We start from the raw sequence: 13,645 nt of genomic DNA on the forward strand, positions 1-13,645 counted from the left end.
TCCAGACTTGGAAACCATATGGGATTGGCTGACGATATTTTGCTTCGCCGGCCTCGTCACCTTGATGCTACAGCGTTCGAGCGAAGAGGTTCTTCGCGACAAGCTATGGCACTACGCTCCTCCAGCGGTCGCTTGTGCCGTCGCCAATTACGTCGGCAACGAGGGAATACACTGGCTGGCGGGCCTGATCCTCGTCGGAGTCATCATCTACATCTTCAAGGTGCTGAAGGTCGAAATACCGGGCGGTCGATCCTGATGGGATGCAGCGGCAATGGGGGTGAAAAAGACTTGCTCGACTTCGCTTTCAGTCAGGGCGTCATGCGGCATTAATTAAGAAATGTTATTTCGCTATCGAATTGAGATGCGATTAGGAAAGCTTCGCTAGGATCGTCCGAGATCTTCCTCGATGCCAAGGTCTTATGAAAACGGGTGATGTCGTGAACGCCAGCGCCAAACTTACAGTCAACGCACGGCAGATCGTCGAATCTTCGGCGTCTGGTCGGCTACCCGCGCGCGAGAAGCGTACGATCCTCTACGTCGTATCGATGCTGCTGGACGTGCTTGCCTTGGTCGGCGGATATATCGTCGCGACCTCGATGCGCGATCTTGCCTATCTGCAGGCAGCGGATCAGTCCCTCATCGGAATTGCACTTCCGGTGTTCATCATGTTCGCCATCGCGCGCGAGGTCCAGTCCGAGGAGTCCCTAGAGAGCCGATCGATCGGCACGCGGCGCGCGCTCGGGGCCTTGGGTGCGACGGCACTGGTGATGCTCGGTGCGTTGTTCCTCTTCAACGTCGACGAGTTTTCCCGCCTGGGGTTCGTCATCACCTTTGCGGTTGCCGCCCTTTTCAGCATCTGCGGCAAGCTGATCCTCGATTTCATTTTCAAGCGCTGGATGGGCGGGTCGGCGACTGCGACCGTCCTTTTGCTTGACGGGCTCGATGTGCCGGATCGGGGCATCAGGGATGTGATCGACCTGCCGGCGTGCGACATTAAGCTCAGGCTGAACGATCCGGCTAGCATGGACATCCTGTCGCGCCTGGTCGAGCCGTTCGATCGCGTAATTGTCGCCTGCAAGTACGAAAATCGCGGCGACTGGGCGATGTTTTTGCGCAGCCACGACGTGGGGGGGCGAGATTATTCTCGACCGCGACCTGCTTTATGGTGCCGTTTCCATCGGTCAATATGCCGACCACGACACTTTGGTCTTGTCGCGCGGTCCCTTGAGCCTGCCGAACCGCTTGCAGAAGCGCACGTTCGACATCGTCGTTTCGGCCCTCAGCCTGCTGCTGCTCGCACCGATTTTCGCCATCGTTGCGCTGCTGATCAAGCTGGAATCCAAGGGGCCGGTGTTCTTCAAGCAGACGCGTGTCGGACAGGGCAACCGGCAGTTTTCGATCTACAAGTTTCGTTCCATGCGGGTCGAGCGCAGCGATTCAGATGGCAATGTCTCGGCATCGCGGGACGACGATCGTGTCACCCGGATCGGCAGGATTATCCGCCGCACGAGCATCGACGAATTGCCGCAATTGCTTAACGTCTTTCTCGGTCAAATGAGTGTCGTCGGGCCGCGGCCCCATGCGCTCGGCTCGCAGGCCGGCAACAACCTCTTCTGGGAAGTTACCAATCAATACTGGTTGAGACATGCCTTGAAGCCCGGTATCACCGGCCTTGCGCAGGTGCGCGGATTTCGGGGCGCGACCAACCGGATCGAAGACCTGCAGGATCGTGTGCGGGCGGACATCGAATATCTCGCTACCTGGTCGCTGGCGAACGATATCATCATCATTCTGCGCACCTTGCGCGTTGTCGTGCACCAGAACGCGTACTGACGGCCGACTGAACGAGCGAACAACAAATGCGCTATATCGGTATTGTCCTCGTTATCGCTTCGTTGCCGGGTTTCTATCTGATCCTGACCTCGCAGCCGCAATTTCGGCGATGGGCATATTTCGCCCTCGGTTTCCTGCCGCTCCTGCTGAGTGCGCTGAATGTCGACGCAGCCTTCTACAACCTGCCGCGCTGGCTCGGATATACCGATTCCATCTCTTTCAGCCTTCTGGACACGCTGGCGCTCGCCCTGATCGCGACGCATCGCAACGTGTTGAAGAATCTGCCGTTCGTCGGCCCGTTTCTCGTCTACATCCTGGCCGTTGCGACCTCGACGTTCTTTGCCGAACAGTTCATTCCGGCGACGTTCTATGTCGTACAGCTCATGCGGGTGTTCATCATCTTTCTGGCGGTGGCAGCCGTCGTGAAGGAGCCGGAAGCGGTGAAGATGATCTGTCTGGGGCTTGCCTGTGGTGCCGTCTACCAAGGCGCGATGGGCATTTATCAGCGACTGACCGGCGTTTTCCAGGTGACCGGCTCCTTCGCGCACCAGAACACGCTCGGCTTCATGCTGCACTTCGTGACCATTCCGCTTCTTTCGCTGGTCATGCTGAAGAAGCAGCCCGCGATATATCTCTGGGCAATTGCCGCCGGCACGATTGCCGTCTCCCTGTCAGCCTCGCGTGGGTCGATCGCCTTCGTTGCGATGGGCGTCGTCCTGCTGTTTGCCCTCTCGCTCATCCGTCAGTCGACATCGCGAAAATACGGCATCATCGGAGGGGTCGCCGTCCTTGCCGTCGTCGTATCGCCGATCGTCGTAGCCGGTCTCGACAAGCGTTACGAGACCTTGGACGAAGGAAGCTATGACGAGCGCGCTGCCTTCGAAAGCGCCGCGACCATGATGCTTCAGGAAAATCCGATGGGCGTCGGCGCGAACCAGTATCCGCTCGCTGCGAACTTGCTGGGTTATTCGGACCGTGCCGGCGTCATCTGGGCGTATGGCAGTCGCAGCGCGAACGTTCATCACATGTATCTGCTGATGGGGGCCGAGACGGGATGGGGGGGAATGCTGTCCTTCAGCTTCCTTCTGTTCTGGATAATCGTTCGCGGGCTTGCCTTTGCGTTACGCAATCGACGCGACCCTATCGGAGATCTCGTGCTGGGATTCACGGTGACCATGATCGTCATCGCGATCCACGGCTTCTACGAGTGGATCTTCGTCACCTACGAAGTGCAAACGATCTTCGCAGTGGCACTCGGCATTATTGCCGGGTCGATCCGCCTCGCCAATAGCGGCAAGATTTCGACGATGCTGGCCGAACAGCGGGCGGCAGCCGGGGAAGTCGAGGAAGGCGAAGAGGCGAACGGCTCGACAGGGGCGGGCGCCCCGGGACTTGCAGGAACGTCCGGTCTGGGTCGCCCCGGAAAGGCACAGCCCGTGCTTCCCCTCGCGGCGGCGCGAAAGCCGGAAAAAGCAAAGGATCGGGGCATCAAGGGCGTGATGCTGTCTCCCCCGCCGTCACGCTCGACGAAATGACAGGTGGACCGAGCCGGTTGGCACTTATCCTTTATTCACATTTCCCCGGCTTCGTGCCAATTCACTCACCTGCGATCCTCGTGCACCGGACTCCCTTTCAATGACCATCGGCTATCTGACGAGCCAGTATCCCGCGGCGTCGCATACCTTCATTCGTCGCGAGATTGCCGCGTTGCGGTCCGAGGGCATCGACATCCTGACATTCTCGGTCAGGCCGGGCCAGATCGAAACCGGAGAGACCGTTCCATCCATCCTCGGGCAAGCGAAGTCGCGTATCGTCTTGCGCGTCATCCGCTCGCTTGTGCTCTCGCCCGTTCGCTCTTTGCGGACCTTCGTCGTTTCGCAGCAGCATCGCGTGCCGGGCCTGAAGGAATGGGTGTGGAGCATCTTTCACTTCATCGAGGCGCTCGTCCTGGCAGACATGCTACGCGAGGCGAAAGTGGAGCGATTGCATTCGCACTTCGCGAACAGCGGCGCGACCGTCGGCCTCTTGGCGGCACATTTCGTCGGCATTCCTTGGAGCCTGATGCTGCACGGCATCTCCGAGACGGACTATCCGATGGGAGGCCTTCTCGCCGACAAGATCGAACGCGCTGACTTCGTGGCTGCGGCAAGCTCCTTCATGCGCGCGCAGGGGATGAGAATTACCTCGCTGCAAAACTGGAACAAGTTCACGATTGTGCGCTGCGGCGTCGAACTTCCGCCGAAGCCGCCATTGCCTTCCGGTCCTGTTCGCAATTTCTGCACTGTCGGACGATTGTCCGCCGAAAAGGGATATTTCGGCCTGTTCAAAGCGCTTGCTTCGATGAAGCGGAGAGGGCTCGATCCAACTTTGACCATTGTCGGCGATGGCCCGCTCAGCAGGGATATAAGCCGTCAGATTGCGGAATTCGGACTGACGGACTGCGTGACCCTCCGTGGCGCGCTACCGGAACAGGAAGCGCTCGAAGAGATCGGCAAGGCCGATGCGTTCGTCCTGCCGAGCCTAATGGAAGGCCTGCCTGTCGTCCTGATGGAAGCCATGGCCGCGGGAAAACCGTCCATTGCAGCTTGTGTCGCGGGAATACCCGAACTCATCGAGCATGGCGAAACCGGATTGCTCTTCGAAGTCTCCAACTGGGACGATCTCGAAAGGCAGATGACGGCGGTGATGGAACAGCCGGATTTGTGCGAAAGGCTTTCCGCGAATGGCCGTTTCAAGGTCGAACAGGAGTTTGCCATCGAACGTGCCGTTCAACCGCTTCTAGCGCTGTTCGACCAGAAGAAGGCCCTGTCACACGCCGAGCAGGCGCAACTGGCTCAAATTCAGTCGTAATAACGGCTGTAGGTCTTGGACGACGTATAGCCGTAACTGTCGGCCAGTCCGCCCTTGTAGCGGTTTAGAACGGTGCCGATGCATGGCGCAGGGCGAAGCATTTCCATACTGTCGCGCAATTGCCGCTCCGTCGTTTTGCCGCTGTGCACGACCATGAGATAAGCATCCAGCTGTTCCATGGTCAGCATCGTATCGTCATTGGCAAAGACCGGCGGCAAGTCGACAAGGACGATGCTTTTCTCCGCTTCAGCGCGCAGCTGTCGCATCAGTTCGGCATAGTTCTCGCTGGCGAGCAGGCTGCTCGAATCCCCGGAAACCGGCATCGTCGGCAGAATGGCTAGCGGAAACTCTTCCGTCCGGATCGCAATGTCGCGAATGCTGCCGACCTTTCCTTCGAGGAAATCGCCGATGCCCCGTTGGACCTCAAGACCGAGATCCTGCGCGATCGAGCCACGACGCAGATCGAGATCGACGAGCAGAACGGGCGTGTCGTTTAGGCGAGCAATCGCGCCGGCCAGATTGAGAGACAGGCACGACTTGCCTGCGGTCGGCGCCGGCGAGGTAATGCCCACCATGCGCAGATTATGCGCGTATAGCTGCTTCGTGAACTTCGTCCGCATCAAATTGAACGGACGCGAGCGTATGTCCCGGCTATCGAGGCTTACGATCTTATGTTCCTCCAGCACCGCCGCATCGGGCGTGAAGGTCGGGAGGGCGGTGTAGTCCAGCAAGGCTTCGCGCGGCGTGGTCATGGGATCGGCTTCGGCCATCTCTGTTGTTCCTGTCTTATCGTCGACCGGCGAGACCGGGAATGAAGCGTCTTGCGCCCCGTTGTTTCGGCGTCTTGCGCTTTTCGATGACCGGTACGACGGCCATTGGGTTCTGACCCGTAATTCCGAGCAGCGCGTCGGGGCCACGGATCGGGCGCATGATGAACTCGACCGCCAGCGCCAGCACACCGCCAAGCGCAAGGCCCGCACCGACGCAGATGGCGAAGATAAGCAGTCGGTCCGGCCAGATCGGCGTATCGGGGATGATCGGAGCCTCGACCAGCGTGAGGCGTTCCGCAATCTGCTCGTCCTCGGCTTTAACCCCGGCCCGAGCAGCGGTCAGGCGCTGTTGCACGTCCTGATATTGCGAGTTGAGGCCGGAAAGGTTCTGCTGAAGCGCCGACAGTTCCTGCTGCACGACGGGCGCCCTCGACTGAGCGGCCAGGCGGGCATTGAGTTGGGCCTGCTCCTGCGCCTTTGCCGCCTGAAGCGCAGAGATCTGTCGATTGTTGAACGCGATCTGGTCGTCGATCGCTTCGAAGGGCAGGTTGGAAACATTTTGCCGGGCAAGCTCGCGTGCTTCGGCAAGGCGCTGCTTTGCGCGAACGACGTCGGGATGGTTCTCGGTGTAGATTGCACGTGCACTTGCGAGCGCGGCTTCCGCCGACAATACGCCGGGATCGCGCTGATCGGACGACAGTGCGCGATTGCGCTGAATGACGAGATTGGCGTTGTCGCGCTGCAGCGAGGCGATCTGCACGTCGTAACTGCCGCCACCGCCGCTAACGACCGGTCCGTTCGAAAGAACCTGACCGTTGCGCATGGTAACGCCGGCAATCTGACTTTGGACGGCGTCGATCCGTTCCTGCAGTTCGGCGGCCTGATCTGAGAGGAACTGGACTGTATTGGTCGCCTGCTCGACATTGCCGGTCGCGTCGAGCTCCAGAATGCTATCCATCAAGTCCTGGGTCACGGCCTGTGCGGGCGCAGCCTCGGAATACTGGAAGCTCAGGCGATAGGCGATCGTGCGTTCGTCGCGTCCGGAAGCGACCTCGGCCGTCGTGGGTACGAGCGCGATATTGTCGCGCATCGTCGAGATCACATCGGAAAGCGGCTGCGACTGGCGCGCCTCGGTATACAGCCGATGCCGTTCGATGAGCGAGACCAGGTTCGGTCTGCTGATCACTTCTTCGCGGATGCGGGCGATACGCCGGTCGACGACCTCGTTGTTGAGGTCGGCGAAGACTTCCCCCTGCACCTGCGGCGACTGAACGACCATCAAGGCGGACGACTGATAGACCGGCTTGATGAGAAGGGTCGCTGCGACAGCGGCTATCAGACCGAGGATCAACGGAACTATGATCCACCACTTACGGTCCCACAGGATCGTCGGGATCTGCGAGAAGAAACTTCCGATCCCCGCTCCGGCCGGCTCATCCGATCCAGGCATTGTGCTCACGAAATTTCTCCGAAAAGATAGCTTATGCCGATCTCGAACAGGAGATTGGGATCGCGGTTGGTGCCAAAGTTGGAACTGCTGTCCGACACACCGGCAGTCAGGAAGGCGGACAGGCGGTTTCCGAAATAGGTCCGGTAGCGCGCCTGGGCACCATAGACTTCGGAATCGACCGGCAGGTCTTCGACGAGTTGGACATTACCAAGCCGGCTGGCGCGGCCATAGCGCGCATTGACCGAAATGGAATCCCGTTCGCTCAAGGCGCGGCTGTAATTGACGCCAACGGTCGTCGAATTGCTCAATCCGCCAAAGGTTGTCGGACGCGCACTGCGCGAACCGTTGATGCACAGGTTCGTGCGTGCTCCGCGGTTGCAGAACGACCCATTGAAGGCGAAGCTCGTGTTGGAGAAAGTTTCTCCGGTCGCCGTGTTGACCCACGAAAACGATGCGCCGGCCTGAAGCGTAAGGCTCTGCGTCGGGCTGAGTTGCTGTGAGATACCGATGAGCGGGCTGACGTAATAGGCATCGCCGACCGAAGTGCCGACACGTTCGACGCGCGAGGCATCGATGTTCGTCTGCAGATTGCGACGCGGCGACAGCTGGTGCGCCCAGCTGAAGAAGGCGCCGGCCTGCCGATAGTCGAATGCATCGATGCGGGCGGTGGATCGCTCCGATGCCCTGATGCCGACGGCGAAACTGTCTCGTGGCGAAAGGATATGGCGGATCGATGCGCTCGCGCTCAGCGATTCCGAGCGAGTACCAAGTCCGGCCAGGGTCGGGTCGGAGAAATCGACAAGCGGGAACTCGCCCGGATCGAGACCGGCATCGACGCCGATATTGCCATCGTCGATGCCAAGTTCAGGACCGAGGTCGTCCGTGTCCACGAATTCGTCTGTCGGATCGTCGAAGCCGACAAGTCCGCCGCGGATAAAATCCTGCGCCCGATTGCGGCTCGAGCGAAAGCCCACGGTCGCGTTGAGCGAGGTCCGCTCGTTCAGCCGCGTCGCACCGCCGCCGGTGATGTAATAGGCATCCTGAGTGCCGTATCGCTCGCTATATTGCTCGAACCGGATGTCGCCAGCGATGCGAAATGTCGTGCGCTCGTCTTGATAATAGAGCGACGGTTCGATCTCGATCGTTCCCCGCAGTGCGGTCGTGTCGTCACCGTCGCGCAGAAAGGCGTTTGTTTCCGCGCCTGCACCGGCAGATACGCGGACCTGCGTTTCCACCTGCGCTTGCGCAGCGGAAGGCATGACGAAGAACGCTGCCGTCCCGGTGAAGAGGGCAGTCGCGCAACGTGCGCGTATCGTGGCGGTGCGTCCGGCAATCATGGGACGATCACCGTATCGCCGCTTTCAATCCGAACGAGATTGGAATTGGAAACATCGCTTCTGCTGACGCTACCTTTCAGCAAGCCACCCATCCGCACACGGATCGGGCGCAATTCGTCGCCGAACTTGCGAATGATGACGATGTTGTTGACGTCGGCGAACTCGTTCGGCCCGCCAGCAAGGCTCAAGGCTTCGAGCGCATTCACGTAGCGACCCGGTTGGAAGTTGCCAGGCGAGTTGACCCGGCCAATGACCGAGAATTGCATTCCGACCGGAGAGACGGAAATGGTGACCTGCGGGACTTCACCGCGATACTGGTCGCTCAGTCCTTCGCGGATCCGCTCTTCGAGTTCGCTGGGAAGCAGGCCGCGCACGTTCAACTGACCGATCAGGGGAAACGCAATCGTCCCGTCGGGCAGAACGTTCACGTTGCGCTGCAGGCGTTCCTCGCCCCAGACGTAGATTTCCAGCACGTCGCCCGGATTAATCCGGTAATCGGCAAGCTGGCCGCTCTGATCCGCGTCCTGTGCCATCGCCGGCACTGTCGGCAGGCCAACCGAGAGGCCGGCAGCCGTCAACGCAATAATCACTTTTTTCGTCCAAAGCTTCATTAGATAACCTCTGCCCAATGCATTTGGGCCTTGTTCCCGGGTAATTCCGGCATAGTAAGACAGAAGATGATTTCAATCCAATTAATTAAACATGGAAACCGCCACGTGAAATGGTGGGCTGTCCCATTCTTGGCCGCGTGTCTCTTAATGGCGGCTTGCTCGGATTCGCGTGAGGAAGCGGCGGAATATGGCGCGCTCGCACAGGCGCATCTTCAGAACGGGAATATTCCAGCCGCAAGAGAGGCCATTCGTCAAGCCGTTTCGGCCCGAGACGACGTGGTCGAACTGCAACTCCTGCGAGGCAGAATCGAGCTCGCGGCGGAATCACCGGAGGCAGCTTATGGCGCGTATTACGCAGCACTCGCTCTGGACCCTGTAAATGTCGAGGCATTGCAGGCCGTGTCGCAGTTGGGCCTGACGACGGGTAATCTGGACCAGTCGCTCGACGCGACCGACCGGATACTGACGCTCGATCCGAACCAGCCAAGCGCGCTTCTTGTCCGCGGACTCCATGAACTGGTCAGGCGCCGATATTCCGATGCGATCGAATATGCCGACCGACTTGCCGCAACGGGCGGCATGAACGAGAATGCGCGCATTCTAAAGGCCCGTGCGCTGTTCCTTGATGGCAAAACAAAGGAAGCGCTCGCTCAGGTTGCCTTGCCGGGTGAGGCAGAGGCCATCGAAGGCGGCATCGCGCCATCTGAAACGATTGCTTTGACCCGGCTCGAGATATTCCGGGAGATGCGCGACGAGGCGCGGTTGGCGGCGGAATTTACGCGCCTGAAAGGTATGCGGCAGCAGGATGTCGGCTTGCGCCTCGACGAAGCCAATTTTTATTTTCGCCGGGGGCGGCCAGACGAAGCAGCCGACTTTCTGACGAATGCTTTATCCAATGACAATGTGACCGAGACCAATGCGGTCGAGGCAACGCGCATTCTCGACGAATACGGCGCCGATGTGCTGGATGCAGGGCAATGGCGGCAGATCGCATCCCGAACGAGCCAGGATGCCCTGCCGACGCTGTCTCGCTATCTCCTGACAACCGAAGCCCTCGACCCCGCGCGCATTCTTATCAATGCGATCGAAGGGCGCGCCAAGCCGGGGCTGGTTGCCCGCCTCCAGGCGATCGCGGGCGACAACTCCGCCGCTGCGCGCTCGGCCCAGGCGGTGCTTTCCGCCGATAGCACCAATTGCGACGCGCTCGTTGCACAGAGCCGAGTCTTCCTCGCACGCAATCGTGCCGAAGATGCCGTCCGCCTTGCGCAGCAGGCAAGTTCCGAATGTCCGCAGGACATAGGAGCATTCTTCGCGGCGGCTGAAGCTTACGATGCTTGGGAGCGCCCGGCCTCGACGCGCCGCATCCTTGGCCAGGCCTTGACTGAAAATCCGCAGAACTTCACGGTCGCGAAGACCTTTGCGGACTGGCTCATGGCAAATGGCGAGGCGCGGCCGGCTGTTGCGGTGATGCGCCGCTATACCCGGGACTCGCCGTCCTCCCAGCGCGGCTGGTCCTATTACGGCACCATCTGTACCCGCGCCAATGCCAGCTGTGCGGACGAGGCGCGCGCCCGCTTCGCCTCGGTATCCGACCGCTATGGCCTCGACCTGTCGACGGGACAATTGCAGCCCAATGGCCTGTTCGGCCGCTTCGTAACGCGCTGACGAAAGCTGGTTCGTTGGCCGAACGCGTGGAATTTCTCGGGCTGCCGTTCGACGTCGCGGATCAGGTCCAGACGCTTGAAATGATCGACGTCCGGGCGCGGCAGGACGAGTTCTCTCTCGTCGTAACGCCGAATGTCGATCACATGGTGAGGCTATCGGCAATGGAGCGCGATGCCCCCCTATGGAACACTTACCGCGAAGCCGAGGTCATCGTCTGCGACAGTCGGATCCTGCAAGGTCTCGCCCGGTTGTCGGAGATCGATCTGCCACTTGTCACGGGCAGCGATTTGACGGCGAAGCTCGTTGCGGACCTCGCGCGGCGGGGGCGTTCGGACACCGCCAAAGTCGCGGTAATCGGCGGGGATGCGGCGCTTCTCAACGAGTTGCGGACCCTCTATCCGACGATCGAATGGACGCATGACGAACCGCCGATGGGCGTCGCGAGAAACCCGGCGGCTCAGGAAGAAATCGCCGAATTCGTCGAGCGGAGCGAAGCGCGCATTTTCCTGTTCGCGATCGGTTCTCCGCAAAGCGAGATCGTCTGTGACCTTATCAAAAAGCGCGGAAAAGCGCGGGGTGTAGGGCTGTGCATCGGCGCTTCGCTCGAGTTCATGACGGGCGAAAAAAAGCGGGCGCCGAGGTGGATGCAGGCGCTGAAACTGGAATGGCTTTTCCGCTTGGGAAGCGAGCCGACGCGCCTCTGGCGGCGCTATCTCCTCGATGGTCCACGCATCTTCCGAGTCTGGAAAAAGTGGCACGATAACAGGCGTCTGGCCCGGTGATCAGTCGCGGATTTCGCCCTCGCGCCGGGTCCTGTTCCACCCCGTCCGGCGGTTTCTAAAGAAGCCCAGATAGAGCGGTATCTTCCACAAAACATAGCCCGGAACGCGCAAAATAGCGTGCGAAGTCAAAGTCTTGCGACCTTCCTTGCGCCATGCGAGCACAACTGCACCTAAACCGGCCATGATGGCACCAAGCAGCACCGAGGCCGGGGCAAGCGAAGCCGAAAACAATGCGAGGAGCACGACCGCGAGCAGGCAGGCGAAGGACAGCATGAACAGCAGCGCGAGCGGCGGCACGAGCAGGTGCATCCCGATCGCCAAAAGGTGCCGCGACAGGCCAAGGACGCCGCGCGCCACCAGCGGTAGCGCCTGGCTCAGTGCCGTTTGCAGAAAGCCATGCTCCCACCGGCTGCGCTGCGCCGACATGTCGGCGGAGGCTGCGGGCTCGCTTATGATGCGGGCACGTTCGACAAGCTGCACCTTGCGCCCCTCCTGCGCGAGGTCGAGCGCCAGCTTCATGTCTTCGACGAGGTCGCCGCTCGCCAAGGCCGCTGTCGCGAAGATCGGCCAGGGAAAGCCCATGCCCGTTCCGAACAGCGTGATCCCGCCGCCGATGCGGTTCATGCCGCGCGCCCGGACGAGGTTCTTCACCAGCATCGCGAAGTTGGATATCTGCACCATCGGCAGCGCGCCGGGATGCGAGGCAAGCAGATTGCTCGCTTGCACCGGGACTTGCAATGCGTGAGCCTGCCGCGCGAGCAGCGCAAGGCTCGCCCGGTCGCTGCGGCAATCGGCGTCCAGAACGATCACCGCTTCGGGTCGCTCATCTGCGGGCAGGCTCGCCAGATGATCGCGTCCATGCGCGAGTGCGTAGCCCTTGCCCCGCCGCTCGGCATCCGAGCGCTCGACGACGTTCACCCCGTGCTCGCGCGCGATCCGCGCGGTTGCGTCGCTGCAATTGTCGGCCACGACGAGGATCGACATCGCGGTCTCTTCGGCGATCGCATCGAGCAGACCCGACAGCGTGCGCGCAACCGTCGTTTCCTCGTCATGTGCGGGAATGAGGATGGTCGTGCGGGGCAGCGGTCCGCCGGGTTCGGCTCGATCGAGCCGTTTCAGCCCGAGCAGGATCTCCAGCGTGAACCAGCCGAGCGCGACGATCGGCGGCAACGCGATGATCCAGGCAAGCAGGGTCATGCCGCGTCGGCGGCGTTTGCGAACGGACCGGCAGCACCGTCGGGCCGCGCGGAACCGGCGATGACCTGTTCGATGAAGCTGCGATATTGGGCCGCGATGACGGGCCAGGTGAAACGCTCTATCCCGCTTTTGCCGGCCCGTGCCCCGCTGGACAGCGAGTTGCGCAGCGTCGCGACCAGTTCGTCGCGCTTCGTCGTGTCGCACAGATATTGCTTGTCGCCGAGAATCCAGCGCGTCAGCACGCTGTCCTCGGCCACCACCGGCAGGCCGCTGGCCCAGGCTTCGAGAAAGACGTTGCCGAAGGATTCGTTGATGCTCATGTGCAGGAATGCGTCCGCTGCGCGATAGAGGTCGGGCATCCCGGTCGCGGGCAGGCTGACTCGGTGATAGCGGTCCGGCAGAATCTCCGCTGCCAGCGCGTCGCCCTTGCCGCGCAAGGGACCGTCGCCGGCGACGACCAGCACCGCATTGTCCAGTTCCGCGATCGCCCGCATCCCGTCCAGCACGCGCTTCGTTTCGATAAAGGCGCTCACCATGAGGACGATTGGCTTGTCGGCGGGCAGGCCGAGTCGCTCGCGCATGGCGCGACCTGCCGCCGCATCAGGCCCGAACCGGGTAAGGTCGATGCCGTTCGGGACCAGCGCGGCTGGCCAGCGTTTCTTGTTGCGCGCGTAATAGCTCGGATTGGTGCAGACCAGCCCGTCGCAGGAGAACAGGCGATATTCGCTCTTGTCGCTAAAGGCCGGCCAGTCGCCGTTCTGCGTAACGAAGATGTGTTTCGCGCCAGCCTTGCGGCCGCGCCTCAGCGCCATGTTGGCGTAGGGAAAACCGCACGTCACCGTGGCGTCATAGCGTCCGGCCTCGCCGCTCATGGCGAGGCGCGCGGCGAAAGTGGCATCTTCCCACTGCGTCTCGTTTCGGAAACCGGGGAGGGCGGGAAACTTCTCGAACTTCTCGCGCCCGATCGCCGGAAGATGGCGGAAGGTGTAGGGCGTATCGGATCGTTCCGTCCCGCTGCCGCAGACCGTTACTTCGTCGCCTGTGCGGGCGAGCTCGCTCGCCACCGACAGCAGGGCGACCTCGGCCCCGCGATCGTAGCGATGGAAGCCGGAAAGGGCGAAAAGGATACGCATGGCTGGGAGAGTCCCGG

General features: G+C 61.1%; 13 protein-coding genes. 6 read left to right on the plus strand and 7 right to left on the minus strand.

Translation table 11 applies throughout. The features are described 5' to 3' along the window. Positions 1–7 precede the first annotated feature (7 nt). The gene (locus GRI38_RS13410) at positions 8–256 is read left to right on the plus strand and encodes an XrtV sorting system accessory protein (protein WP_160685215.1); all 249 of its coding nucleotides are present in this window, start codon (positions 8–10) and stop codon (positions 254–256) included. A gap of 448 nt (positions 257–704) precedes the next feature. Here the strand turns inward: GRI38_RS13410 and GRI38_RS13415 are convergent, their stop codons facing one another. Then, positions 705–1,121: a hypothetical protein gene (locus GRI38_RS13415; RefSeq protein ID WP_160685218.1), complete on the minus strand. Its 417-nt coding sequence runs from the start codon at positions 1,119–1,121 to the stop codon at positions 705–707. A gap of 121 nt (positions 1,122–1,242) precedes the next feature. Between GRI38_RS13415 and GRI38_RS13420 the strand changes: the two genes are divergently transcribed. From GRI38_RS13420 to GRI38_RS13430, 3 genes are all read left to right on the plus strand, one after another. After that, positions 1,243–1,833 carry a sugar transferase gene (locus tag GRI38_RS13420; protein ID WP_160685417.1) on the plus strand — a complete coding sequence of 197 codons (591 nt, stop codon included), beginning with the start codon at positions 1,243–1,245 and terminating at the stop codon, positions 1,831–1,833. Between the two features lie 26 nt (positions 1,834–1,859). After that, positions 1,860–3,368, plus strand: a complete 1,509-nt coding sequence (locus GRI38_RS13425; RefSeq protein WP_160685221.1) for an O-antigen ligase family protein — start codon at positions 1,860–1,862, stop codon at positions 3,366–3,368. 100 nt (positions 3,369–3,468) lie between these two features. After that, entirely contained in the window at positions 3,469–4,683 is a 1,215-nt protein-coding gene (locus tag GRI38_RS13430; RefSeq protein WP_160685224.1) for a glycosyltransferase, read from the plus strand. On the opposite strand, the gene GRI38_RS13435 is transcribed toward GRI38_RS13430, so the two are convergent. Genes GRI38_RS13435 through GRI38_RS13450 form a run of 4 tightly spaced genes read right to left on the minus strand, consistent with a single transcriptional unit; the run spans position 4,674 to position 8,851 of the window. Beyond that, positions 4,674–5,453 carry a CpsD/CapB family tyrosine-protein kinase gene (locus tag GRI38_RS13435; RefSeq protein ID WP_160685227.1) on the minus strand — a complete coding sequence of 260 codons (780 nt, stop codon included), beginning with the start codon at positions 5,451–5,453 and terminating at the stop codon, positions 4,674–4,676. The genes GRI38_RS13430 and GRI38_RS13435 overlap by 10 nt on opposite strands. A gap of 16 nt (positions 5,454–5,469) precedes the next feature. Then, positions 5,470–6,903: a GumC family protein gene (locus GRI38_RS13440; protein ID WP_237487566.1), complete on the minus strand. Its 1,434-nt coding sequence runs from the start codon at positions 6,901–6,903 to the stop codon at positions 5,470–5,472. A 5-nt stretch (positions 6,904–6,908) separates the two neighbouring features. After that, positions 6,909–8,240: a hypothetical protein gene (locus tag GRI38_RS13445; RefSeq protein ID WP_160685233.1), complete on the minus strand. Its 1,332-nt coding sequence runs from the start codon at positions 8,238–8,240 to the stop codon at positions 6,909–6,911. Next, positions 8,237–8,851, minus strand: coding sequence for a polysaccharide biosynthesis/export family protein (locus GRI38_RS13450; protein WP_160685236.1), 615 nt, complete (start codon positions 8,849–8,851; stop codon positions 8,237–8,239). Before GRI38_RS13450 ends, GRI38_RS13445 begins: the two co-directional genes overlap by 4 nt. A 147-nt stretch (positions 8,852–8,998) precedes the next feature. Between GRI38_RS13450 and GRI38_RS13455 the strand changes: the two genes are divergently transcribed. Both GRI38_RS13455 and GRI38_RS13460 read left to right on the plus strand, forming a co-directional pair. Next, positions 8,999–10,516, plus strand: coding sequence for a tetratricopeptide repeat protein (locus tag GRI38_RS13455; protein WP_160685239.1), 1,518 nt, complete (start codon positions 8,999–9,001; stop codon positions 10,514–10,516). A gap of 14 nt (positions 10,517–10,530) precedes the next feature. Next, positions 10,531–11,298: a WecB/TagA/CpsF family glycosyltransferase gene (locus GRI38_RS13460; RefSeq protein ID WP_160685242.1), complete on the plus strand. Its 768-nt coding sequence runs from the start codon at positions 10,531–10,533 to the stop codon at positions 11,296–11,298. Here GRI38_RS13460 and GRI38_RS13465 read toward each other — a convergent pair whose 3' ends face one another. Next, complete coding sequence (locus GRI38_RS13465) at positions 11,299–12,495, minus strand: glycosyltransferase family 2 protein (protein WP_160685245.1); 1,197 nt, start codon at positions 12,493–12,495, stop codon at positions 11,299–11,301. It abuts the gene before it with no gap. Next, positions 12,492–13,628 carry a glycosyltransferase family 4 protein gene (locus tag GRI38_RS13470; protein ID WP_160685248.1) on the minus strand — a complete coding sequence of 379 codons (1,137 nt, stop codon included), beginning with the start codon at positions 13,626–13,628 and terminating at the stop codon, positions 12,492–12,494. Before GRI38_RS13470 ends, GRI38_RS13465 begins: the two co-directional genes overlap by 4 nt. Positions 13,629–13,645: the final 17 nt, after the last annotated feature.

Origin of the sequence: Parapontixanthobacter aurantiacus (assembly GCF_009827635.1) — a bacterium.
Lineage (GTDB): Bacteria > Pseudomonadota > Alphaproteobacteria > Sphingomonadales > Sphingomonadaceae > Parapontixanthobacter > Parapontixanthobacter aurantiacus.